21 protein-coding genes are annotated in these 22,812 nt (G+C 62.1%); 10 read left to right on the forward strand and 11 right to left on the reverse strand.

Features of this window, described 5'->3' with window-relative positions; genetic code table 11:
* Nucleotides 1–4: 4 nt before the first annotated feature.
* From dnaJ to dnaK, 3 genes are all read right to left on the reverse strand, one after another.
* Nucleotides 5–1,132: a molecular chaperone DnaJ gene (dnaJ, locus tag BM413_RS18205; RefSeq protein ID WP_091915610.1), complete on the reverse strand. Its 1,128-nt coding sequence runs from the start codon at nt 1,130–1,132 to the stop codon at nt 5–7.
* Between the two features lie 174 nt (nt 1,133–1,306).
* Nucleotides 1,307–2,398, reverse strand: a complete 1,092-nt coding sequence (locus BM413_RS18210; RefSeq protein ID WP_139238606.1) for an acyltransferase family protein — start codon at nt 2,396–2,398, stop codon at nt 1,307–1,309.
* Between the two features lie 188 nt (nt 2,399–2,586).
* The gene (gene dnaK / locus BM413_RS18215) at nt 2,587–4,503 is read right to left on the reverse strand and encodes a molecular chaperone DnaK (RefSeq protein ID WP_091915614.1); all 1,917 of its coding nucleotides are present in this window, start codon (nt 4,501–4,503) and stop codon (nt 2,587–2,589) included.
* A gap of 216 nt (nt 4,504–4,719) precedes the next feature.
* Between dnaK and BM413_RS18220 the strand changes: the two genes are divergently transcribed.
* The gene (locus tag BM413_RS18220) at nt 4,720–5,841 is read left to right on the forward strand and encodes a zinc metalloprotease HtpX (protein ID WP_091915616.1); all 1,122 of its coding nucleotides are present in this window, start codon (nt 4,720–4,722) and stop codon (nt 5,839–5,841) included.
* Here BM413_RS18220 and BM413_RS18225 read toward each other — a convergent pair whose 3' ends face one another.
* From BM413_RS18225 to infC, 8 genes are all read right to left on the reverse strand, one after another.
* Complete coding sequence (locus BM413_RS18225; RefSeq protein WP_091915618.1) at nt 5,842–6,828, reverse strand: Gfo/Idh/MocA family protein; 987 nt, start codon at nt 6,826–6,828, stop codon at nt 5,842–5,844.
* Between the two features lie 65 nt (nt 6,829–6,893).
* Nucleotides 6,894–7,496 (reverse strand): nucleotidyltransferase family protein, encoded by a 603-nt coding sequence (locus BM413_RS18230; protein ID WP_091915620.1) that lies wholly within the window; start codon nt 7,494–7,496, stop codon nt 6,894–6,896.
* A gap of 60 nt (nt 7,497–7,556) precedes the next feature.
* Nucleotides 7,557–9,962 (reverse strand): phenylalanine--tRNA ligase subunit beta, encoded by a 2,406-nt coding sequence (gene pheT / locus BM413_RS18235; protein ID WP_091915622.1) that lies wholly within the window; start codon nt 9,960–9,962, stop codon nt 7,557–7,559.
* 21 nt (nt 9,963–9,983) lie between these two features.
* Nucleotides 9,984–11,087 carry a phenylalanine--tRNA ligase subunit alpha gene (gene pheS, locus BM413_RS18240; protein ID WP_091915624.1) on the reverse strand — a complete coding sequence of 368 codons (1,104 nt, stop codon included), beginning with the start codon at nt 11,085–11,087 and terminating at the stop codon, nt 9,984–9,986.
* Nucleotides 11,088–11,211: 124 nt separating this feature from the next.
* A complete protein-coding gene (gene rplT, locus BM413_RS18245; protein WP_091915625.1) occupies nt 11,212–11,613 on the reverse strand; it encodes a 50S ribosomal protein L20 in 402 nt (133 codons plus the stop codon).
* A gap of 86 nt (nt 11,614–11,699) precedes the next feature.
* Nucleotides 11,700–11,903: a 50S ribosomal protein L35 gene (rpmI, locus tag BM413_RS18250; protein WP_091915627.1), complete on the reverse strand. Its 204-nt coding sequence runs from the start codon at nt 11,901–11,903 to the stop codon at nt 11,700–11,702.
* A 199-nt stretch (nt 11,904–12,102) separates the two neighbouring features.
* Nucleotides 12,103–12,723: a methyltransferase family protein gene (locus BM413_RS18255; protein ID WP_091915629.1), complete on the reverse strand. Its 621-nt coding sequence runs from the start codon at nt 12,721–12,723 to the stop codon at nt 12,103–12,105.
* Between the two features lie 127 nt (nt 12,724–12,850).
* Nucleotides 12,851–13,387 (reverse strand): translation initiation factor IF-3, encoded by a 537-nt coding sequence (gene infC, locus BM413_RS18260; protein WP_091915946.1) that lies wholly within the window; start codon nt 13,385–13,387, stop codon nt 12,851–12,853.
* A 205-nt stretch (nt 13,388–13,592) separates the two neighbouring features.
* Between infC and BM413_RS18265 the strand changes: the two genes are divergently transcribed.
* The 9 genes from BM413_RS18265 (at nt 13,593) to BM413_RS18305 (ending at nt 22,372) form a co-directional block, all read left to right on the forward strand.
* Nucleotides 13,593–14,366 carry an alpha/beta hydrolase gene (locus BM413_RS18265; RefSeq protein WP_091915631.1) on the forward strand — a complete coding sequence of 258 codons (774 nt, stop codon included), beginning with the start codon at nt 13,593–13,595 and terminating at the stop codon, nt 14,364–14,366.
* A 3-nt stretch (nt 14,367–14,369) separates the two neighbouring features.
* On the forward strand, nt 14,370–15,512 hold the full coding sequence (locus BM413_RS18270; RefSeq protein ID WP_091915633.1) for a benzoate/H(+) symporter BenE family transporter: 1,143 nt from the start codon (nt 14,370–14,372) through the stop codon (nt 15,510–15,512).
* A 220-nt stretch (nt 15,513–15,732) separates the two neighbouring features.
* On the forward strand, nt 15,733–16,194 hold the full coding sequence (locus tag BM413_RS18275; RefSeq protein ID WP_091915635.1) for a DUF2852 domain-containing protein: 462 nt from the start codon (nt 15,733–15,735) through the stop codon (nt 16,192–16,194).
* A gap of 152 nt (nt 16,195–16,346) precedes the next feature.
* Nucleotides 16,347–17,105, forward strand: a complete 759-nt coding sequence (locus BM413_RS18280) for a M48 family metallopeptidase (RefSeq protein ID WP_091915637.1) — start codon at nt 16,347–16,349, stop codon at nt 17,103–17,105.
* A 74-nt stretch (nt 17,106–17,179) separates the two neighbouring features.
* Nucleotides 17,180–17,839, forward strand: a complete 660-nt coding sequence (locus BM413_RS18285) for a phosphoribosylanthranilate isomerase (protein ID WP_091915639.1) — start codon at nt 17,180–17,182, stop codon at nt 17,837–17,839.
* A 113-nt stretch (nt 17,840–17,952) separates the two neighbouring features.
* Nucleotides 17,953–19,173, forward strand: a complete 1,221-nt coding sequence (gene trpB / locus BM413_RS18290; RefSeq protein ID WP_091915641.1) for a tryptophan synthase subunit beta — start codon at nt 17,953–17,955, stop codon at nt 19,171–19,173.
* 2 nt (nt 19,174–19,175) lie between these two features.
* Nucleotides 19,176–20,015, forward strand: a complete 840-nt coding sequence (gene trpA / locus BM413_RS18295; RefSeq protein ID WP_091915643.1) for a tryptophan synthase subunit alpha — start codon at nt 19,176–19,178, stop codon at nt 20,013–20,015.
* A 36-nt stretch (nt 20,016–20,051) separates the two neighbouring features.
* Nucleotides 20,052–20,978 carry an acetyl-CoA carboxylase, carboxyltransferase subunit beta gene (gene accD / locus BM413_RS18300; protein ID WP_091915645.1) on the forward strand — a complete coding sequence of 309 codons (927 nt, stop codon included), beginning with the start codon at nt 20,052–20,054 and terminating at the stop codon, nt 20,976–20,978.
* 62 nt (nt 20,979–21,040) lie between these two features.
* Nucleotides 21,041–22,372 (forward strand): bifunctional folylpolyglutamate synthase/dihydrofolate synthase, encoded by a 1,332-nt coding sequence (locus BM413_RS18305; protein WP_091915647.1) that lies wholly within the window; start codon nt 21,041–21,043, stop codon nt 22,370–22,372.
* The last annotated feature ends 440 nt before the right edge of the window (nt 22,373–22,812 follow it).

A 22,812-nucleotide genomic window follows, 5' to 3' on the forward strand; every position in this document is an offset into this window, starting at 1 on the left:
TGCTCTACTCTCCGAAAGACTCGAAAAAGTCCTTCATGCGCGAGAAGAATCCGCTCGACTGCGGACTGTTGTCCTTGGATGAAAGCTGCTCGAACTCCTCCAGAAGCTCGCGCTGACGCTTGGTCAGGTTCTGCGGCGTCTCGACCGCCGTCTGGATATAGAGGTCGCCGATATTGGGCTGGCGCAGAATGGGCATGCCCTTGCCCTTGAGGCGGAACTGACGGCCGTTCTGCGTGCCTTCCGGCACCTTCACGCGGGTCTGGGTGCCGTCGAGGGTCGCCACCTCGAAAGAACCGCCGAGGGCGGCGGTCGTCATCGAGATCGGCACTTTGCAGTAGAGGTCTGCGCCGTCGCGCTGGAAGAACTCGTGCGGTTTGACCGAGAGGAAGATGTAGAGATCGCCCGAAGGTCCACCGCGCAGGCCGGCCTCGCCTTCACTGGCGAGCCTGATGCGCGTGCCGTCCTCGATGCCGGCCGGAATGTTGACCGACAGCGAGCGCTCTTCGGTGACGCGGCCCTGGCCCGAGCATTTTGCGCACGGGTCCTTGATCATCTGGCCGCGGCCCTGACATTGCGGGCAGGTGCGCTCGATGGAGAAGAAGCCCTGGCTGGCGCGAACGCGGCCCGAGCCGGAGCACATGGTGCAGGTGACCGGCTGCGTGCCGGGCTTGGCGCCCGAACCGGAACAATCGGTGCAGGAGATGGAGGCCGGCACATGGATCTGCGCGGTCTTGCCGGCAAATGCCTCCTCAAGCGTGATTTCCATATTGTAGCGGAGATCGGCGCCGCGTTCGCGGCCGCCGGAGGAACGGCGCTGGCGGCCACCCATCATCTCGCCGAAGATATCTTCGAATATGTCGGAGAAACCGCCGCCGCCGAAACCCTGTCCGCCGCCATTCATGCCGCCGTTCTCGAAGGCGGCGTGGCCGAAACGATCATAGGCCGCGCGCTTCTGCGGGTCCTTCAGCGTCTCATAGGCTTCGTTGATTTCCTTGAACTTGTGCTCGCAGGCATGATCGCCCGGATTACGGTCCGGGTGGAACTGCATTGCGAGCTTGCGAAAGGCGCTCTTCAGTTCCTTCTCGTCCGCGCCCTTCTGGACGCCCAAGGTTTCGTAGAAATCAGCTTTCATCTTATCCCATGAACCGGAGAGCAATGTCTTTGCGCATCGTTTCGTCCGTCTGCTTGCGGCAACTGGCACCGATTTAGTAAACCGCGAGCCCATATGCCATAGGGCAGGGCAGTCAAAGGCGTAGTTTTCGCCAGAAAATCAGTGCTTGCGGCAAGTAAAACGGGTTTGTGGCCCTTAGGCAGCACTTCTCCCGGCAGCAGACGTCGCCGCTTCGCCGAAACGAGCGTTGAGATAACGGCTCACCGGTCCTTCGAAATAGCGGTCGGAAAGCAGGGCAACCGCCAGAACCGTCGCTGCTGGCAGAAACCAATAGGCATAAAAGGAGACCATGCCCGTTGGCTCGACGACCTTGCGCCAGAGGACGGCGAAAAGAACCGTCTCAACGACCGGATGGAGCATGTAGATGCCGAAGGAGACGCGGCCGATCGGATGAAGCGGCTTCAGGTAATGCGCAGCTTCGGGATCGTTGCGCTCGGCCACGGCGGCAAAGAAGGTTGCCGCTGCCAGCAGAAGCACGATGACATAGGCGTTCTGCAGCGTCGCCATGGCGATGATCGCGGCAATGAAGAACAGCCATCCCGGCAGCATGCTCGAAAGTTTCAACCGGCTGTCGCGGACGGCTATGGCGACCATGGCGCCAAGGGCGAAATCGGCAAAGGCGCGGTAGGCGCCCCAGGTGTTGGCCTCAAGCCAGCTCGGAAACGGCATCCAGCCCCAGGCGACGGCAAACTCCAGCATGGTGATGGTGGACGCCGCCACCCCCGCCACGCCCCATATTCCCTGCCAACGATATGCCAGCACGATGACAGGCAATGTCAGGTAACAGAACCACTCGGCAGACAGCGTCCAGCCGACATAGTTGAAGGTGAGACTGTCAGTCAGGCCCCAGGCCTGTACCAGCGCAATGTTGGCCGGCAGCGCCGACCATGCGTAGCGCTCGGGCTGGTCGGACTGGACCAAGCCAAAATGCAGCGCCAGTGCCACCAGGCAGAAGAACAGCACTGTTACCAGATAGAGCGGATAAAGCCGCGCGAGGCGCCGCACGATGAAGCGCCGGAAGGAGCCCGGCTCGGTCAGCAGGGTATCGGCATAGCGCAGAGTGATCAGGAAGCCGGAGATCATGAAGAACATCTCCATCAGCGGCAGCAGGCGGTAGAGTGCAGCACTGGCCGCCTCGTGCCCGGCCGGCGCATAGCGCAGGAAATGCCACATCATCACAGCTAGTGCTGCAGAAAGCCGCCAGACTTCGAGTGTCCTGAAATGCACGCGTCCCTATCCCAGCCCATCACCGACGGCGGAACTGCCGTGCGGTCCCCTGGCGATATTTCTACCACCATGAGGCTAGGTTGGCCCGGTTTCCTTTAGGCAAGCTTAATACGCGCTGAAGTTGCAAATCCGCACAAACAAAAAGCCCGGCGCGATGGCCGGGCTTTCGTGTCTACCTGCTAGTCGGATCAGGCAGATTTCTTCTTGTCGTCGTCTTCGTTGATTTCTTCGAAATCAGCGTCGACCACGTCAGAGTCCTTGGCGGCGTCGGCGGCGGCATCAGCCTCGGCTGCTTCCTTCTGCGAAGCCTCGTACATGGCCTGGCCGAGCTTCATGGAAACTTCGGCAAGCGTCTGCGTCTTGGCGCCGATGTCATCGACATCATCACCCTCGGCAGCCGTCTTCAAGGCAGCGATGGCGTCGGAGATCGCGGTGCGATCGGCTTCCGTAACCTTGTCGCCATAGTCCTTGAGCGACTTCTCGGACGAATGCACCAGAGCCTCGGCCTGGTTGCGAGCCTCGACGAGAGCACGACGCTTCTTGTCGGCCTCGGCATTGGACTCGGCATCCTTGACCATCTTCTCGATGTCGGCGTCGGAAAGGCCGCCAGACGCCTGGATGCGGATCTGGTGCTCCTTGCCGGTGCCCTTGTCCTTGGCCGAGACGTTGACGATGCCGTTGGCGTCGATGTCGAAGGTCACTTCGATCTGCGGCACGCCGCGCGGTGCCGGCGGAATGCCGACGAGATCGAACTGGCCGAGCATCTTGTTGTCGGCAGCCATTTCACGCTCGCCCTGGAAGACGCGGATCGTCACGGCCGACTGCGAATCCTCGGCGGTCGAGAAGACCTGGCTCTTCTTGGTCGGGATCGTGGTGTTGCGCTCGATGAGGCGCGTGAACACGCCGCCAAGCGTCTCGATGCCGAGCGACAGCGGGGTCACGTCGAGCAGCAGCACGTCCTTGACGTCGCCCTGCAGCACGCCGGCCTGAATGGCGGCGCCCATTGCGACGACTTCGTCAGGATTGACGCCCTTGTGCGGCTCCTTGCCGAAGAACTGCTTCACGATCTCCTGGATCTTGGGCATGCGGGTCATGCCGCCGACCAGAACGACCTCATCGATTTCACCAGCCTTGAGGCCGGCATCCTTGAGGGCTGCCTTGCAGGGCTCGACCGTGCGCTGGACGAGATCGTCGACCAGCTGCTCGAACTTGGCGCGGGTGAGCTTCATCGTCAGGTGCTTCGGACCGGAAGCATCGGCGGTGATGAAGGGCAGGTTGATTTCGGTCTGGGCCGACGAGGAAAGCTCGATCTTGGCCTTTTCCGCAGCTTCCTTGAGGCGCTGCAGGGCGAGCTTGTCGTTCTTCAGGTCGATGCCCTGTTCCTTCTTGAACTCGGCTGCCAGATATTCGACCAGACGCATGTCGAAATCTTCACCGCCGAGGAAGGTGTCGCCATTGGTCGACTTGACCTCGAAGACGCCGTCGCCGATTTCCAGCACGGAAATGTCGAAGGTGCCGCCGCCAAGATCGTAGACGGCAATCGTCTTGCCTTCCTTCTTGTCGAGGCCATAGGCAAGGGCCGCCGCAGTCGGCTCGTTGATGATGCGCAGGACTTCAAGGCCGGCGATCTTGCCTGCATCCTTGGTTGCCTGGCGCTGGGCGTCGTTGAAATAGGCCGGAACGGTGATGACGGCCTTCTCGACCTTCTCGCCGAGATAGGCTTCCGCCGTTTCCTTCATCTTCTGAAGGATCATCGCCGAAATCTGGCTCGGCGACTGCTTGCGGCCGACTGCTTCGACCCAGGCGTCGCCATTGTCGCCCTTGACGATGTGGTAAGGGACAAGCTTCTTGTCCTTTTCGGTAACCGGGTCGTCATAGCGACGGCCGATCAGGCGCTTCACCGCAAAAATCGTGTTTTCAGGATTCGTCACCGCCTGGCGTTTGGCCGGCTGGCCGACGAGGCGCTCGTCACCATCGCTGAAAGCGACGATGGAAGGGGTCGTGCGCGCGCCTTCCGCATTCTCGATGACCTTCGCGTCCTTGCCGTCCATGACGGCGACGCAGGAATTGGTCGTTCCCAAATCGATACCGATTACTTTAGCCATTTTTTCTACTCTCCGCTAAGCAGGCTGCCAGGACCCATGAGGCGTTCCGACGGCAGCCCCTGTTCACAAGAAATTTCGCTGGCTTGACCGTATCTGCGGCAGTTCCAGCGATTGTTGGGCGTATATAAGAACAGGCGCCACGGCGCGCAAGCGTCCTGACAACTATGCTGATGCCGGGAATAGGCAAATCGATACATCCATACCATATTTCATTGGATGAGCCCGAACCGAACGATCAATCTCTTCGCCCAACGCCGCAATCGCGTCGTCAACACTCTGCATACGTGGCTGCTGGGCGCGGCCAGCCTTTTTCTGCTCGCCATCACCGCCTGGGCCTTCGGCGGTGTGACGGGCGTGATCTTCGCCGTCATTTTCGGCGCGGTTTCGATGGCGGCTATACGCCGCGTCAGCCCGCAGATGGTGCTGGGCATGTACAAGGCCAAGCCGGTATCGCCCGAGATGTTTCCCACCGGCTTTCGCATCGTTTCGGACCTCGCACGCCGGGCCGGCTTGCCTTCGACGCCGAAACTTCACGTCATTCCTTCGAAGATGATGAATGCCTTCGCCGTCGGCCGGCGCGAGGATTCGGCCATTGCCATCACCGACGCACTGGCCCGCAACCTTTCGACGCGCGAACTGGCCGGCGTCCTAGCCCATGAAATGAGCCATATCGCGCATGAGGACGTGAAGGTGATGGCCTTTGCCGACATGGTCTCGCGCTTCACCTCGATCATGTCGACCGTCGGGCTGTTTTCGCTTTTCCTCAACATCGGCGGGTTTTTCGGCGGCATGGGCCAGCAGATACCCTGGCTCGGCGTGCTGGTGCTGCTTGCCGCGCCGACGATCGGCGGCCTGTTGCAGATGGCGCTGTCGCGCACCCGCGAATTCGACGCCGATCTGGGCGCCGCCATTCTGACCGGCGACCCGGATGGACTGGCTTCGGCACTCGCCAAGCTCGAAAAGGCGCAAGGCCGGCGCTGGGAGAACATTTTGTTGCCGGGCGGTCGCATTCCCGACCCGTCGATCCTGCGCACCCATCCCAGAACCGAAGATCGCGTCGCGCGGCTGATGGCGCTGAAAGCGGCACAGGCGGCGGAAGACGGGATTGTTCTGCCGGTGGGGGCGCCGATACAGGCGCGGCCTTCGATCGTTCCGAAGATCAGGCCGTCGGCAGGCTCGCCATTTGAGCCGGCAAGCAACATCCACGCGTTACTGGCAATGTCGGAAGCACCGATTGCCGATGGCGCGGATATCGAGCTGCCGGCCTCCATCGCCTCGCTCAATCCGCCGCAAAGCGCGCCGCGCGTCAGGTTCAGGCGCGGCGGCGTCTATTGGTAATCAGACCTTTTCCCAGCCGTCATGCTCGCCGGCGCGGAAAATGGCGTCGATGACCTTCTGGTTGAGAATGGAGTTTTCCAGCGTGAACACTTCGTCCTTGCCGCCCTGTGCGGCGCGAGCGAAGGCTTCGACCTCCAGCCGATACTGCTGCGTTCCGGGAAAGCGGAAGACCTGCGCTTCGGAGTGATTCTGGTTGTGCAATTCGATGCGATGATGATCGTAAAGCCCGGCATTGAAGGGTGAGGCGACTTCGATAAAACCCTTGTCGCCGTGGAACACCATGCTCTGCCGCGCAGCCATCTGCGTCGAGAGATAGAAGGACAGCTCGAAATCGCCGAAATCGGCGCGGATCGATGAGTAGATATCCGTGCCGAAATTCTTGTCGCGCTCGATGGTCGCCTGGACGCGGTTCGGCTCCTTGCCGGTCGAAAAACGTGTCGCAACGGTCGGATAGACGCCGATGTCGGGCAACGCGCCGCCGCCGAGATCGAGATTGTTGCGCATGTTGTTCGGATCGACGTTGTAATAGGAAAACGCGCCCTGGACATGCCGCAAGCGCCCGATGGCGCCCTCGGCAATGAGGTCGCGCACCTTGATCCACTGCGGGTGGTAGACGACCATGAAGGCTTCGCAGACCAGAACCTTTTTGCGGTCGCGAATGGCGATGAGCGGGACGATATCCTTGGCGTCGAGCGCCAGCGGCTTTTCGACCAGCACGTGTTTTCCGACCTCGGCGGCCTTTGCCGCCCATTCGACATGCTGCGAGGTCGGCAGCGGAATATAGACGCCGTCGACCGTATCGGAGGCCAGCAGCTCGTCGTAAGAGCCGAAGGCATGCGGCGCACCGAAGCGATCTGCAAGTGCTCGTGCCTTCTGCGCGTCGCGGCTGGCGATGGCGGAAATCACGCCATTCTGCGCGTCGGCGATTGCCGGCAAAAGCTGCTCGCGCGCGATCTTGGCGGTCGACAGAACTCCCCATCGAAACATTTTTGGCTCCTTCCTGAATTTGCGTCGAGCCTAGCTGCCGTGTCGCCACAAGGGAAGTGCGGCGGCTACCAAGGAACGACGCTGACTTCGGGCCAGTTCGCAATCGCCCGCGCAGCCTTCGCCATATGCGTCTGGCTGTTGTCGATGACGCGGTTGGGCGTGATGCGGAACGAGAAAATGTCATCGAGCCCGAATGGTGCGTAGAGATCGAGCGAGCCGTCATGCATCAGCCTGACGCCGACCGCATGGGTTTTCGAGGCGAAGCGGTCGATCCCCTCTTCGCTGGAGGAAAGTGGCGGATATGGCTGGCCGAAATGTTTCTCGAACCAGAGATGCACACGCGCCTGATTGCGGATTTCGACCGAGCGCGGCAGCCCCTTGAAGACTTCATGCCCTCGCTGGATCGCCCTGTCTTCGGCCTCGTAGGAGAGGTCGGATGCATCGAAGTAGAACAGGTCGACATCCTTGATGCCATAGCCCGACGGCTTGCCGGTCAGTCTGTTCCAGACGGTGTTGTAGAGAGCGCCGGACACAACGCGCCACTGCGGCAGCGCAAGATCGCGAGCCCGTTTCAGGGCCTCACACACCAACTCGTCCCGCCAGATGATGTCCAGAAACGCCTGCTTCTGTGCGACATCGGAGAGGCCGGAGAAACGCAGATGCGACATGGGCTGCTCGTTCAAACAGGACGATAGATGAAAAGAAGGGGCGCCGAGCGCCCCTTCGTCTTATCCCCGCAGTGCGCCGCCGGTCTGCTTCTTCACATTATCGACGATACGGCCGGCGAGCGCCTCGAAATCCTCGTCGGTCAGCGTCTTTTCGACCGGCTGGATCGAAACCTCGATCGCTATCGACTTCTTGCCTTCGCCCAGGGATGCGCCTTCGAAGATATCGAAGACGGAGACGCCGGTGATCAGCTTCTTGTCTGCCGAGAGCGCTGCACGCGTCAGCGTTCCGGCTTCCACCGCCTTGTCGACGACGAAGGCAAAATCGCGCTTCACCGCCTGGAAGGCTGAAAGCTCCAGCTTCGGCTTGGTGCGGGTCGGCTTGGCCTTTGGCTCGGGAATGGCATCGACGAACACTTCGAAGCCGCAGAGCGGGCCTGACACGTCGAGCACTTCGAGCGTCTTCGGGTGGAATTCGCCGAATGTGCCAAGCACGGTCTTGGGGCCGAGTTTTATCACGCCGGAGCGGCCCGGATGGTACCAGGAAGGCGCGCCCGTCTCGATCTGCAGCTTGTCGACCGGCGCACCGCAGGCTTCGAGCGCGGCAAGCGCGTCGGCCTTGGCGTCGAACACGCCGACCGGACCGGCATTGCCGCTCCAGCTGCGGCCTGAGCCTTCGAGCTTGGCGGTGCCACGGCGGATGCCGGCAGCCACGCGGCGCTGTTTTTCCGGCGTGTCGCCCTCATAGGTGCCCGACACTTCGAACAGGGCGACATCACCAAGCCCGCGATCGGCGTTGCGCTGGGCAGCCGCGAGCAGGCCCGGCAGCAGCGAAGGCCGCATATCGGACATATCGGCGGCGATCGGATTGGCAAGCTTCAACTGGTTCTGGCCGCCACCGAAAAGCTCGGCGTGCTTTGCCGGGATGAACGACCAGGTGACGGCTTCCATCATGCCACGCACGGCCAGCGCACGACGGGCGGCGCGCGTGCGTAATTGGAGCGTGGTCAGGATCTTGCCATTGACGGCATCATGCGCGCCCAGCGGCTGGGGCAGGATGTTGTCGACGCCGTGAATGCGCATGACCTCTTCGACCAGATCAGCCTTGCCGTCGACATCCGGCCGCCAGGAGGGGACCTCGACATCGATCACGTCGCCATTGCCCAGCGGCTTGAAGCCAAGCCGGGTGAGAATGTCGAGCGCTTCCTGCTTCGGAACCTCGATACCGGTCAGCCGCTTCACTTCCGAAACAGGGAAGGAAACGATCTTGGGCGTGTGGCCGGCATAGCCGGTCACGTCGATCTCTGTCGGTTCGCCACCGCAGAAATCGAGCACCATGCGGGTTGCGAGCTCCAGGCCCGGAACCATGAATTCCGGGTCGACGCCACGCTCGAAGCGGTAGCGCGCATCGGTGATGATGCCGAGCGTGCGGCCGGTGCGGGCGGTCGTGATCGGATCCCACAGGGCCGATTCGATCAGCACGTCGGTGGTGTTCTCGTCGCTGCCGGTGTGCTCGCCGCCCATGACGCCGGCGATGGAGTCGGCACCATTGTCGTCGGCGATGACGCACATTTCTGGCGTCAGCGTGTATTCGCGCTCGTTCAGCGCCAGCACCTTCTCGCCTTCCAGAGCCCGGCGCACGACCAGATTGCCGGCCACCTTCTTCAAGTCATAGACATGCAGCGGCCGGCCGCGGTCGAAGGTGAGATAATTGGTGACGTCGACCAGCGCATTGATGGGGCGCAGTCCAATGGCGATCAGCCGCTGCTGCAGCCATTTCGGCGACGGGCCGTTCTTCACGCCGCGCACGAGGCGCAAGGCAAAACCGGGGCAGAGCTCCGGTGCCTCGATCGTCACCTTGACCGGGCATGCGCCCTTGCCGGCGACCGGCTCGACTGCGCCGGTCTTCAACGTGCCGAGGCCGCTGGCCGCAAGATCGCGGGCGATGCCGTAAACGCCGGTCGCATCCGGGTGGTTCGGCGTCAGGTTGATTTCAATGACCGGGTCGTCCAGCTTAGCGTAGGTGGCGAAGGACGTACCGACCGGGGCGTCAGCCGGCAGGTCGATGATGCCGTTGTGTTCGTCGGAAAGCTCCAGCTCGCGCTCCGAGCACATCATGCCATGGCTCTCGACGCCACGAATCTTGCCGACGGAAAGCGTGACATCGATGCCGGGCACATAGGTGCCGGGCGCAGCAAAAGCACCGATTAGGCCGGCGCGCGCATTCGGTGCGCCGCAGACGACCTGCACCGGCTTGCCGTCGCCGATATCGACGGACAGCACGCGCAGCTTGTCGGCGTCGGGATGTTTTTCCGCCGTCAGCACCTTGGCGATGACGAACGGCTTGAGCGCTGCCTTGTCATCGACGGCTTCGACTTCGAGGCCGATCGAGGTCAGACGCTCGACGATTTCGTCAAGCGAAGCGTCCGTCTCGAGATGGTCCTTGAGCCAGGATAGGGTGAATTTCATTTTTCTGTCCTTGCCGCGCGATCAGTTGCTCAACCCGCCGAACAAAGTCGGCATGTCGAGCGGGCGGAAACCGTAGTGCTGGAGCCAGCGGACATCGGCGTCGAAGAAGGCGCGCAGGTCCGGCATGCCATATTTCAGCATGGCGATGCGGTCGATGCCCATGCCCCAGGCAAAGCCCTGATACTCGTCGGGATCGAGCCCGCCGGCGCGCAGCACGTTCGGGTGAACCATGCCGCAGCCGAGGATTTCCATCCAGTCGCTGCCCTCGCCAAAGCGCACTTCGCCCGGCCGCGAGCGGTCGCACTGGATGTCGACTTCCAGGCTCGGCTCGGTGAAGGGGAAGAAGCTCGGGCGGAAGCGCATGTTCAGCGACGGCACTTCGAAGAAGGCCTTGCAGAACTCTTCCAGCACCCACTTCATGTTGGCGACGTTGGCCGTCTTGTCGATCACCAGTCCCTCGACCTGATGGAACATCGGCGAGTGGGTGGCGTCCGAATCCTGCCGGTAGGTCTTGCCGGGAATGACGATGCGGATCGGCGGCTTCTGCGTTTCCATGGTGCGTATCTGCACTGGCGAGGTGTGCGTGCGCAGCACCTTGCGCTCGCCCTTCTCGTCCGGGTTGAAGAAGAAGGTGTCGTGCATCTCGCGCGCCGGATGGCCTTCAGGGAAATTCAGCGCGGTAAAATTGTAGTAATCGGTCTCGACATCCGGGCCTTCGGCGATGGCGAAGCCGAGATCACCGAAGATTGCCGCGATCTCGTCGATGACCTGGCTGATCGGATGGATGCGGCCGCGTTCTGCCGGCGATTGGCGCACCGGCAGCGTCACGTCGAGCTTTTCGGCGACGAGGCGCGCGGTGATGGCGACGTCCTTCAGCTCGCCCTTGCGCGCGGCGAGCGCTTCGGTCACCCGGTTCTTGAGACCGTTGATCTCTGGTCCAAAGATTTGCCGCTGTTCCTGCGACATTCCTCCTAGCGACTTCAGCAGCTCAGAAACTGAGCCTTTCTTGCCAAGTGCTGAGATACGTACGGCTTCGATCCCTTGCTCGTCCGCCGCCGCCGCAATTTCGGCCATCAATGCGTCTTCGAGCGCATCAATATTCCGGTCGTTCAAAGTGACGTTCATCGCAGAACCAATTCAAAAATAAGTCAGTGCTGACTTAAGCTGTGGCCAAAGAAAAACCCGCGCCAGCCCTGCCGGCGCGGGTTTCCCAAATCATAAAATCGAAAGCTTGGGAAGCGCGGCGGCCTTAGGCGACTGCGCTTTCAAAAGCGTTCGGGGTGGTGTTCTTCAGATATTCAAGCGCGACCTTGGCCTTGCCGACGAGCACGACGAATGCCTGCGGCTCGTGGATAGCCATGTCGGACAGGACCTTGCGGTCGATCTCGATGCCGGCCTTGTTGAGACCGTCGATGAAACGGCCATAGGTCAGGCCATGCTCGCGAACGGCGGCGTTGATGCGCTGGACCCACAGGGCGCGGAAATTGCGCTTGCGGTTCTTGCGATCGCGATAAGCGTACTGCAGCGACTTCTCGACTGCCTGCTTGGCGATGCGGATGGTGTTCTTGCGACGGCCGTAGAAACCCTTGGCGGCTTTCAGGACCTTCTTATGCTTGGCGTGCGAGGTGACGCCTCTCTTTACACGTGCCATTTCATGATCTCCTTAAAACGCTTTGTCTGTTCGCATGGTCCTTATCCAAAAAGCCTGCAACTTTTTGGGGCCATGTTGTGCCGGGCTCAGAGGCCGTTCGGCAGAAAATTCTTGATGACCTTCTTGGCATCGGGCTCGGCGAGAACCATGGTGCCGCGGGCATCGCGAATGAACTTGTTGCTGCGCTTGATCATGCCGTGGCGCTTGCCGGCGGCAGCCGACAGAACTTTACCGGTCGCAGTGATCTTGAACCGCTTCTTGGCGGCTGATTTGGTCTTCATCTTGGGCATTTTGCTACTCCGTGTTCTTTAAGAGATCCCCGTGGTGCCTACGGCACTCCGCGCCTCTTGTTGTTTGCTTCGGGCAGACCAATGCCCGAAAAGCATTAGAAACCGCCACGGCATGCCCTGCCGGACGGTTCTTGGACGCGGCCTTATAGCGATGCGCCATCAAAAGCGCAACCGGTGAATCGCTGCGGGCAGCGTCAGGTCAATAAAGCCGCAGGAAGACCGGCAAATAACCGGCATTCTGGAGATATTCCACGAACTCGAAGAACGGATAGGCGGCCAGAAACAGCAGGCCGTCCGTAAAGGTCCGGTAGAGTATCTGCGGCCGCACCGAAAGCAGTTCGCTTTCCTTAAAGAGGCTGAAGCGTGGGAAGAACCGCGGCACCTCGCGCATATAGCGCTCGTAAGGCTCGCCGAAGGCCTGCTTCAGGTAGGCCTCCTCGACGAGGGTGACCGAATGAAACGCCACGTAGGTGATGACCGCGAAGGCCACCGCCACCGTGATGCTGCCGGTCATGGCGCCGATGCCGGCTGCGCCGATCGTGCTGAAGACATAAAGCGGGTTGCGGGTGACTGAATAAGGCCCGCCCCTGACGATCTCCGAGCCCTTGCGCCCGCCGATATACATCGTGCACCAGGTGCGGCCGAGGATGGCCGCCAGGATCGCAGCGCCGCCGAACATCTCGACATATTCGTGCAGGTCGTCATCGGACACCATGGCCGACTGGACGAACAGCAGAGCAGCGAAAATCACCACGACGAGTATCGCAAGCACGATACGTCGGCGCTGCTGGTAACGGCTCAATTCGGCGGATGGAGACATCTCGGTTCTCGAAAACAAAGAAGGGCTGCGGCATCCGAAGTTTCGACGAACGCCGCGCCCATTCAAAAATTTTGCTCAATGAACCCTGAAAAGGACTGGGTTCATCCGTGGCAGGCAGCGCGCAAACTCAGCGCGGCGCCAGAACCATCATCATCTGACGGCCTTCGAGCTTCGGCTCGGCCTCGACCTTGGCGATCGTGGCGACCTCTTCCCGAACCTTGTTCAGAAGCTGCATGCCGAGTTCCATATGGGCCATTTCGCGGCCACGGAAACGCAGCGTCAGCTTGACCTTGTCGCCTTCCTCGAAGAAGCGGCGAACCGCCCGCATCTTCACCTCATAGTCATGGGTGTCGATGTTGGGGCGCATCTTGATCTCCTTGATCTCGATGATCTTCTGATGCTTGCGCGCCTCTGCCGCCTTCTTCTGGTTGGCGTATTTCAGTTTGCCGAGGTCGAGAATCTTGACGACCGGCGGCTGTGCGTTGGGGGATATCTCGACGAGGTCCAGGCCCGCCTCTTCGGCAGCCAGCAGAGCATCGTTGATTGAAACTTCGCCGCGATTGCTGCCATCTACATCGATGAGCTGAACCCGGGGAACCCGGATATCGCGATTGGAGCGCGGGCCATCCTTGGTGGGCGCCGCTGCTTTGAAGGGTCTGCGAATGGTCGTTGTCTCCTCGAACCGTTGACGTTCATTTCGTGGGTTGCGCCTATGTCGGTACGGCGCGGAGCAAGTCAATAGCACAGCAAACAGAATAAATCACCTGACTCGATATTGGCCCACCAAGCCCGTTACATTCGCTGTCTTGTGGGCCTTTCCGCCGGATTCGAGCTGTGTCAAAAGAGCGTCACCCGACAGGAAAGAAGACATGACCGAAACGCCACCGGACTTTCTTGACGTAGACGGCACCGCGGTCGCCTTCCGTCATATCAATGGCAAGGAGCCGGGAATCGTCTGGCTCGGCGGCTTTCGCTCCGACATGCTCGGCACCAAGGCCGAGAAGCTGAGCGAGTGGGCCGAACGTCACGGCCGCGCCTTCCTGCGGCATGATTATTCAGGTCATGGCGAGTCCGGCGGTGCATTCGCCGACGGCACGATCTCCAAATGGCTCGCCCAGAGCCTCGCCGTGTTCCGGAAGTTTACCCACGGCCGGCAAATCCTCGTCGGTTCGTCCATGGGCGCGTGGATCGCGCTGCGGATGGTCGAGGAGCTGCGCAAGTCCGGTGAAGGCGAACGCATCGGCGGCCTGGTGCTGCTGGCGCCGGCGCCTGACTTTGTCACCGAACTGATGGAGCCGCAGTTGAACGAAGCCCAGCGGCGCGATCTCAGGGAAAAAGGGTTTTTCGAGGAGCCCTCCGAATATTCGCCGGAACCCAATGTCTACACCCGCGCGCTTTTCGAGGATGGGAGAAAAAATCGGGTGATGATCGGGCCGATCGATACGCATTGCCCGATCCATATCCTGCAAGGGCTCGCCGACCCCGATGTCCCGCACAGCCACGCCTTGAAGCTCGTCTCCTGCCTGCCTGCCGACGACGTCACGCTGTCTCTCATACCGGAGGGCGACCACCGCCTGTCGCGGCCGCAGGATCTGGACATGCTTTTGCGCGCAGTCGAAGCCATCAGTGCGCAGGCGGGCTGACGCATGCGGCTTTCCATTCCTGTCTCCGCCTTCGTCGCGGCAATCGTCGGTTTTGGCGGCACGCTGGCGCTGATCATCGCTGCCGCCGACGCGGTCGGCGCGTCGCGCGAGCAGACGGCAAGCTGGGTCACCGCGATCTGCCTGGCCATGGCGTTCGAAACGGCCTGGCTGAGCTGGCGAACGAGAATGCCGGTCATCACCGCATGGTCGACGCCGGGAGCGGCGCTGATTGCTGCCAGCTCCGGCTTCAACATGAATGACGCGGTCGGCGCTTTCATCATCACGGCGGTGCTTTTGATCATCACCGGCCTGTTCAAGCCGCTGACGCGGCTGATCGCGAAAATCCCCGCCTCGGTCGCCTCGGGAATGCTCGGCGGCATCGTCGTCACCTTCGCCATCAATGCGGTGAAGACGGTTCCGGTAGATCCTGTCCTCATCCTGCCGCTGATCGCGGCCTTCTTTGTCATTCGCGTGTTCAATCCGGCGCTTTCGGTGCTGGCGGTGCTGGTCGGCGGCGGCGCGATCGCATTCCTGACCGGCCGTGTCGGCGGGTTGCCCACGCCCGAACTTTCGACGCTGACGCTGATAAGCCCGTCCTTTTCGCCCGCCGTCATCGTCGGTCTGGCGATACCGCTCTATCTCGTGACCATGGCCTCGCAGAACCTCTCCGGCCTCGCCGTGCTGCGCGCTGCCGGCTACGATCCGAACCCCGGGCCGCTGATCTCGGTGACGGGATTGTTCTCGCTGCTGACGGCCCCTTTCGGCGCGCTGACCACCAATCTGGCGGCAATATCGGCAGCGATCTGCACCGGGCCAGACGTTCACCCCGATCCGGCCGAGCGTTGGAAGACCGGACCGTTCTACGCGCTCGCCTATCTCGTCTTCGCCATTTTCGGCGCATCGCTGGTGGCGATTTTCGCCGTGCTGCCGCAGAGCCTGATAGTGCTGGTTGCCGGCCTCGCGCTGATGGCGCCGCTCGCCAATGCGCTGTCGATCGCGCTCAAAGACGAGAGCGAACGCATGGCGGCAACGACCGCCTTTGCGGTGACCGCGTCTAGCCTGACGCTGTTCGGCATCGGCGCCGCATTCTGGGGTCTGGTTGCCGGAATGGTTGTCCTTGCGCTCGATTTTCTCAAAAAACGCTGACGCATAATTCAAAAAAGCCGAAACAATTCCTCGGAAAGAATTATTCGTAGATTCAAAGTATTACAGCATCCGTTGGGCGTTCAACTCCCCTTCGGCGCTGTAAATTTTCCAAAAGCTTGTCCGGTTTTCAACAAAACCGTCTTGAATAGCCATTTTTCCGTTCCCATTTCGAATTGAAGCAGCCGGATTGGCTGCCTCCAACTGAAGGAACCGGAGAAACATGAACACGACTGCACTGATCCGTCCGGCATGGACGCCGGCAACCATCGCGTTGATGGTGATCGGCTTCATGGTGTTCTGGCCGCTTGGCCTCGCCATGCTTGCCTACATCATCTGGGGCGATCGGCTTGAAGGCTTCAAGCGCGACGTAAACCGCGCAACCGACGGCATCTTCGCCGGCTGCCGCCGCGGCTCCGACAAGGCTGCCCGCTGGGGCAAGGGCTCCTACACGCCCACCGGCAACGTCGCCTTCGACGACTGGCGCGAGAAGGAACTCGAGCGCCTTGCCGAAGAGCGCCGCAAACTCGACGAGACGCTGGCCCAGTTCGACGACTATGCCCGCGAACTGCGCCGCGCCAAGGACCAGGAAGAATTCGACCGCTTCATGGCCAACCGCAACAAGTCGACCGCGCCGACGACCACCAAGCGTGGCGGCAAGTCCGGCCTGCTTGATGAAGCATAAGGCTTTGTCCTGACAAGAAGTTCGAACGGCGTCGCATTCGCGGCGCCGTTTTCCTTTATGCCTACGCCGTTCCTCTCCATCAAAATTCCGCCCGAAAGACCTGCGCTTTTCAGGTAGAATTCCTTCCAGCGCGAATCACGTACCGTCACCTGATGCCCTTCGGTTTTCTGAAAAAATTGCAGGCCCGCCCCGTAGCTCCGGTGCTTGAGCGGGAGCATGTCGTCGCCGGCCGCACGCTGCCGCTGCGCATCGTCGAGAACGATCGCGCGCGGCGGCTGACCCTGCGCATCGATTCAGGCGGCCGCGGCCTGCGCATCACCGTGCCGCCGGGCCTGGCGCGCGGCGAGGTCGACCGCTTCCTGCACCGGCATCAGGGCTGGCTGGAACAGCGCCTGGCCAAGGTGCCTGATCGCCCGCAGGTGCGGCCAGGCATAAAAATACCCGTTCGCGGCGTGCCGCATATGATCGTGCATGAGCCCGGCAAGCGCGGCACGGTGACGGTTTCGCATGACGACAGCGGCCCGACGCTGATCGTGCATGGCGACCGGCTTCATCTGCCCCGCCGCATTGCCGATTTCCTCAAGCGCGAGGCCAAGCGCGATATCGAACAACTGGTGGCGAAGCACGCTGCGGCGGCAGGCCGAAAGGCCAAGGCGATCCGCTTTCGCGACACGTCGAGCCGCTGGGGCTCCTGCACGTCCGACGGCACGCTTTCCTTCTCGTGGCGCATCATGATGGCGCCTGCGCCGGTGATAAATTATCTCGTCGCGCATGAAGTGGCGCATCTGCGCGAGATGAACCACGGCCCGAAATTCTGGAAGCTCTGCGAGGAGCTTTGCCCCGACACCGAACGCTGCAAGGCCTGGCTGAAGCGCAATGGTGGGGCGCTGCAGGCGATCGTGTTCGAGTGAGCCGGTGCCCTGAATAAGGTCTTCACGCGCTCTTTTCCTCGACTTCGCCGCCTTTTCATGGCAATTCCCGCGCCATGGCACTCGACATCAAAATCTGTGGCTTGAAAAACGATGAGGCCCTTGCAGCCGCCCTCGCCGGTGGCGCGAGCCATGTCGGGTTTATTTTCTTCCAGAAGAGCCCGAGAAACATCGATCCGATCGAAGCCGGAAGGCTGCGCGAAATCGCGCGCGGGCGTGCCAAGGCTGTTGCGGTGACCGTCGATGCCGACGATCAGACGCTGGACCATATCGTCGCTTCGATGACGCCCGACATGCTGCAGCTTCACGGCCATGAGACGGTCGAGCGCGTGGCCGGGGTCAAGGCGCGCTACGGCCTGCCGGTCATGAAGGCCTTTGCCGTTCGCGAAGCTGCCGATATCGATGCAATTGCACCTTACGTCGGCGTTGCCGACCGCTTCCTGTTCGATGCCAAGCCCCCGGTGGGATCGGAGCTGCCGGGCGGCAACGGGGTTTCCTTCGACTGGCGCCTGCTTGCGGGCCTTGAGGGCCGGGTCGACTACATGCTTTCAGGCGGCCTCAACGCCGCCAATATCGGCGAGGCCTTGCGTCTTACGAACCCGCCCGGCATCGACATATCGTCGGGCGTGGAAAGCGCTCCCGGCGTCAAGGACGTGGCGCTGATCGACGGTTTCTTCCGGGCCGTGCGGTCGGCGACAGATAATCGCGCCGCCTGACGATGTGCAGAGAGCAGTTTACATTTAACCCCCGAAAGGCTTAAGGCTCGGCAAGATCGTGCAAGGGCAGTAGCAGGCTGCCCTGCCGCCGCCCGGACCAACAGGATACTGCGATGAACAAGCCGGCAGAGCCCAATTCCTTCCGCACCGGACCCGACGAACAGGGCATGTTCGGCATTTTCGGCGGCCGCTTCGTCGCCGAGACGCTGATGCCGCTCATCCTTGACCTGGAGCGCCACTGGAACGAGGCCAAGAACGATCCGGCCTTCAAGGCGGAACTGCAGGATCTTTCGACCCATTATGCCGGCCGGCCGTCAAAACTCTATTTCGCCGAAGGCCTGACAAAACATCTCGGTGGCGCGAAAATCTATTTCAAGCGCGAGGACCTGAACCACACCGGCAGCCACAAGATCAACAACTGCCTCGGCCAGATCCTGCTTGCCAAGCGCATGGGCAAGACGCGCATCATCGCCGAAACCGGCGCCGGCCAGCATGGCGTTGCCTCGGCGACCGTGGCGGCGCGCTTCGGCTTTCCCTGCATCGTCTATATGGGCGCCACCGACGTCGAGCGGCAAAGCCCCAACGTGTTCCGCATGAAGCTGCTCGGCGCCGAAGTGCGGAGCGTCAGCGCCGGCCACGGCACGCTGAAGGACGCCATGAACGAGGCGCTGCGCGACTGGGTCACCAATGTCCACGACACCTATTACCTGATCGGCACGGCAGCCGGCCCGCATCCCTATCCGGAACTGGTGCGCGACTTCCAGTCGGTGATCGGCACCGAAGCACGCGCCCAGATCCTCGAACAGGAAGGCCGCCTGCCCGACGTTATCGTTGCGGCCGTCGGCGGCGGTTCCAACGCCATCGGCCTGTTCCATCCGTTCCTCGACGACCGCAACGTCAAGATCGTCGGCATCGAGGCCGGCGGCCGTGGCCTCGACGGCATCGAACATTGCGCCTCGATGAATGCCGGCAAGCCGGGCGTGCTGCATGGCAACCGCACCTATCTCCTGCAGAACGATGACGGCCAGATACTCGACGGCCACTCGATCTCCGCTGGCCTCGACTATCCCGGCGTCGGTCCAGAGCATAGCTGGCTGCGCGACAGCGGTCGTGTCGACTACGTGCCGATCCTCGACAATGAGGCGCTGGAGGCCTTCCATCTGACCACGCGCGTCGAAGGCATCATCCCGGCGTTGGAATCGGCGCATGCGATTGCCCATGCGGTGAAGGTCGCGCCGACGATGGGCAAGGACCAGGTCATGATCGTCAATCTTTCGGGCCGTGGCGACAAGGACGTCCACACCGTCGCCAAGATGCTCGGAATGGAGATCTGACCATGAGCACCCGCATCGAACGCCGCTTCGACAAGCTCAAGGCCGAAGGCCGCCCCGCGCTCGTTACCTATTTCATGGGAGGCGACCCCGACTACGAAACGTCGCTCTCCATCATGAAAGCGCTGCCCAAGGCCGGCAGCGACGTGATCGAGCTTGGCATGCCTTTTTCCGACCCGATGGCCGATGGCCCGGCGATCCAGGCCGCCGGACTGCGCGCGCTGAAGGCTGGCCAGACGCTGAACAAGACGCTGCAGATGGCGCGCGAATTCCGCGCCACCGACAATGAAACGCCGATCGTGCTGATGGGTTATTACAACCCGATCTATATCCACGGCGTCGACCGTTTCCTTGCCGACGCCATCGACGCCGGGATAGACGGGCTGATCGTGGTCGACCTGCCGCCGGAAATGGATGAAGAGCTTTGCGTTCCGGCGCTCAAGGCCGGCATCAACTTCATCCGGCTGGCGACGCCCACCACCGACGACAAGCGCCTGCCCAAGGTTTTGGAAAACACCTCCGGCTTCGTCTATTACGTGTCGATGACCGGCATCACCGGCTCGGCGCTGGCCGACACGTCCAAGGTCGCCGAGGCCGTTACCCGCATCAAGAGCCATACCGGCCTGCCGGTCTGCGTCGGCTTCGGCGTGAAGACCGCCGAACAGGCACGGGTGATCGGCGCGTCGGCCGACGGCGTGGTGGTCGGCACCGCGATCGTCAATGCGGTCGCCAATGTCATCGGCCCCAAGGGCGAGATGACAGCCAACCCGGCCGAGGCGGTTGCCACGCTGGTCAACGGCCTGGCGCAGGGCGTTCGTTCCGCCCGCCTTGCTGCTGCCCAATAAAGTACCCATGTCTTTGACATCACAGGAATGGATGCCATGAACTGGATAACCAATTACGTCCGCCCGAAGATCAACTCGATGCTCGGCCGGCGCGAAATGCCGGAAAATCTCTGGATCAAGGATCCCGAGAGCGGCGAGATGGTCTTTCACAAGGACCTCGAGAGCAACCAGTTCGTCATCCCGTCCTCCGGCCATCACATGAAGATTTCGGCGCGCGAGCGGCTGAAATTCTTCTTTGACAATGGTGCCTTCGAGACGCTGGAAAACCCGAAGGTCGCCACCGACCCGCTGAAGTTCCGCGACGAAAAGCGCTATGTCGACCGGCTCAAGGACGCCAAGGCCAAGACCGGCCTGGAAGACGCGATCCTGAATGCGCTCGGCACGATCGAGGGATTGCCCGTGGTCGCCACGGTGCAGGATTTCGCCTTCATGGGCGGCTCGCTCGGCATGGCTGCCGGCGATGCGATCATCCATGCCTTCGAGACGGCAGTCGAAAAGCGCCGCCCGATGATCCTGTTTGCCGCTTCGGGTGGCGCGCGCATGCAGGAAGGCATCCTGTCGCTGATGCAATTGCCGCGCACGACCGTCGCGCTCGACCGGCTGAAGGAAGCGGGCCTGCCCTATATCGTCGTGCTGACCAACCCGACGACCGGCGGCGTCACCGCCTCTTATGCGATGCTGGGCGACGTTCACATTGCAGAGCCGGGCGCGCTGATCGGCTTTGCCGGCCCGCGCGTCATCGAGCAGACCATCCGCGAAAAGCTGCCGGACGGCTTCCAGCGCGCCGAGTATCTGATGGATCACGGCATGGTCGACATGGTCGTCTCGCGGCTGGAGCTGAAGTCGACCATCGCCCGCCTGCTCAAAATCCTGATGAAGACGCCGGAGGCATCCAAGCCGGAAAAGTCGGAAATCGTGCCGGCACCCGTCGTCGTGACGACTGAGGCGCGTCCTCAGGCCTGATAGAGTCGAAGGCGGGGTCCAAAAAATTCCCGCCCACGACTTCTGCTCCCGGAGGAGCCTTCATGTCCACTCTGCTCGCCGATCGCGAAATCGAGCGCCTGATGACGCTGCACCCGAAAGGTTTCGACCTTTCGCTGGACCGGGTTTCGCGCCTGCTCGGCCGTCTCGGCAACCCGCAGGACAGGCTGCCGCCGGTGATCCATATCGCCGGCACCAACGGCAAGGGCTCGGCGGCAGCATTCTCGCGCGCCCTGCTCGAGGCGGCGGGCTATCGCGTGCATGTCCATACTTCGCCGCATCTGGTTCACTGGCACGAGCGCTACCGGCTGGCGGCAGACGGCGGCGGCAAATTCGTCTCCGACGATGTGCTGGCCGACACCATCACGCGCGTTGCCGAGGCCAATCGCGGCGAGACCATCACCGTCTTCGAGATCCTGACGGCAGTCACCTTCCTGCTGTTTGCCGAGCACCCGGCCGACGCCGCGATCATCGAGGTCGGGCTTGGTGGCCGCTTCGACGCGACGAATGTCATCCGCAAGCCGGCGGTCTCCCTGATAATGCCCGTGTCGCTCGATCACGAAGCCTATCTCGGCGACCGGGTGGAGCTCATCGCCGCCGAAAAGGCCGGCATCATCAAGCCGGGCTGCCCGGTGGTTGTCGGTGCGCAGGAGAACGGCACCGCGCAGGACGTGATCGTGGAGACGGCGGATCGCCTGGGCTGTCCGGTGCAAGTCTACGGCCAGGAGTTCCTCGCCGCCGAAGAGCATGGCCGCCTGATCTACCAGGACCAGACCGGCCTGATGGATCTTTCGCCGCCGCGCCTGCCGGGCCGCCATCAATACGCCAACGCGGCAGCCGCAATCGCTGCGGTCAAGACGGCCGGTTTCGAGATCAGCGAAGCAGCGGCCAACAAGGCGATGACCACCGTGTCCTGGCCCGGCCGCATGCAGCGGCTGACGCAGGGCGCGCTTGTCGACCTGGCTCCACCCGGTGCCGATATCTGGCTCGACGGCGGCCATAATCCGGGTGCGGGCGTGGTCATCGCCGAAGCGCTGGCCGAGCAGGAAGAGAAGCTTGCGCGGCCGCTGTTCCTCATCTGCGGCATGATCAACACCAAGGACCAGACCGGCTATTTCCGCGCCTTCCACGGCATCGCCCGTCATGTCTACACGGTGCCGGTGAGCCTCAGCGAGGCGGGCGTGCCGAATGGCGAACTCGCCGCCCGCGCCAACGAGGCCGGGCTTTCAGCGGAGCCAGTCAGCTCCGTTGCCAACGCGCTGATGCTGCTGCGCGACACCTGGGGCGAAAAGGAAGCACCACCTCGCATCCTGATCGGCGGTTCGCTTTATCTGGCGGGAGCGGTGCTTGCAGAAAACGGCACGCCGCCGGTGTGAGTGCCTGGGTGGGGCCGCTGCGCGCTCCGGCCCTACGCTAGGGCTCCGGGCGTTCGTCACTCGAAAAGCCAAATCGTTGGCTTTTCGTTCGCTTCGCGAACCGCTCCTCACCCCCCTCAAGGGGGGAGAAAACGCCGGCGCATTTCATCGCTACCCTCCCTCATCCTGAGGTGCGAGCGTAGCGAGCCTCGAAGGACGCACTTCATCATCGCCACGCCTGCTTTCGCATCTGGCCATTGTCAAAGAACTGGGAAGACGGGCGGTCGTTGGATCGCTCGTTTATTGTATTTATCTGCGGTCCTTCGACCGCCCGTTCAGTGCTCTTGTCCCGCTCAGTCGCCTCCACATTCGCGTGGCCAGCCGCCGCCAAGACCCGGGCTTAGGGGCTCATCACCCAGCAGCGCTACCGCAGCACCACCAGCCCGGACACCGCCGTCCCC

This window comes from Mesorhizobium sp. YR577, from assembly GCF_900116595.1.
GTDB lineage: Bacteria > Pseudomonadota > Alphaproteobacteria > Rhizobiales > Rhizobiaceae > Mesorhizobium_M.

Excerpts from the sequence above, each read along its gene's own strand:
- rplT (WP_091915625.1), bottom strand. The coding sequence starts at position 11,613 with ATGGCACGTGTAAAGAGAGGCGTCACCTCGCACGCCAAGCATAAGAAG.
- BM413_RS18255 (WP_091915629.1), bottom strand. The coding sequence starts at position 12,723 with ATGTCTCCATCCGCCGAATTGAGCCGTTACCAGCAGCGCCGACGTATC.
- BM413_RS18225 (WP_091915618.1), bottom strand. The coding sequence starts at position 6,828 with ATGTTTCGATGGGGAGTTCTGTCGACCGCCAAGATCGCGCGCGAGCAG.
- dnaJ (WP_091915610.1), bottom strand. The coding sequence starts at position 1,132 with ATGAAAGCTGATTTCTACGAAACCTTGGGCGTCCAGAAGGGCGCGGAC.
- BM413_RS18220 (WP_091915616.1), top strand. The coding sequence starts at position 4,720 with ATGAGCCCGAACCGAACGATCAATCTCTTCGCCCAACGCCGCAATCGC.
- rpmI (WP_091915627.1), bottom strand. The coding sequence starts at position 11,903 with ATGCCCAAGATGAAGACCAAATCAGCCGCCAAGAAGCGGTTCAAGATC.
- dnaK (WP_091915614.1), bottom strand. The coding sequence starts at position 4,503 with ATGGCTAAAGTAATCGGTATCGATTTGGGAACGACCAATTCCTGCGTC.
- pheS (WP_091915624.1), bottom strand. The coding sequence starts at position 11,087 with ATGAACGTCACTTTGAACGACCGGAATATTGATGCGCTCGAAGACGCA.
- trpB (WP_091915641.1), top strand. The coding sequence starts at position 17,953 with ATGAACAAGCCGGCAGAGCCCAATTCCTTCCGCACCGGACCCGACGAA.
- pheT (WP_091915622.1), bottom strand. The coding sequence starts at position 9,962 with ATGAAATTCACCCTATCCTGGCTCAAGGACCATCTCGAGACGGACGCT.
- accD (WP_091915645.1), top strand. The coding sequence starts at position 20,052 with ATGAACTGGATAACCAATTACGTCCGCCCGAAGATCAACTCGATGCTC.
- BM413_RS18230 (WP_091915620.1), bottom strand. The coding sequence starts at position 7,496 with ATGTCGCATCTGCGTTTCTCCGGCCTCTCCGATGTCGCACAGAAGCAG.
- BM413_RS18285 (WP_091915639.1), top strand. The coding sequence starts at position 17,180 with ATGGCACTCGACATCAAAATCTGTGGCTTGAAAAACGATGAGGCCCTT.
- trpA (WP_091915643.1), top strand. The coding sequence starts at position 19,176 with ATGAGCACCCGCATCGAACGCCGCTTCGACAAGCTCAAGGCCGAAGGC.
- BM413_RS18305 (WP_091915647.1), top strand. The coding sequence starts at position 21,041 with ATGTCCACTCTGCTCGCCGATCGCGAAATCGAGCGCCTGATGACGCTG.
- BM413_RS18280 (WP_091915637.1), top strand. The coding sequence starts at position 16,347 with ATGCCCTTCGGTTTTCTGAAAAAATTGCAGGCCCGCCCCGTAGCTCCG.
- BM413_RS18275 (WP_091915635.1), top strand. The coding sequence starts at position 15,733 with ATGAACACGACTGCACTGATCCGTCCGGCATGGACGCCGGCAACCATC.
- BM413_RS18270 (WP_091915633.1), top strand. The coding sequence starts at position 14,370 with ATGCGGCTTTCCATTCCTGTCTCCGCCTTCGTCGCGGCAATCGTCGGT.
- BM413_RS18265 (WP_091915631.1), top strand. The coding sequence starts at position 13,593 with ATGACCGAAACGCCACCGGACTTTCTTGACGTAGACGGCACCGCGGTC.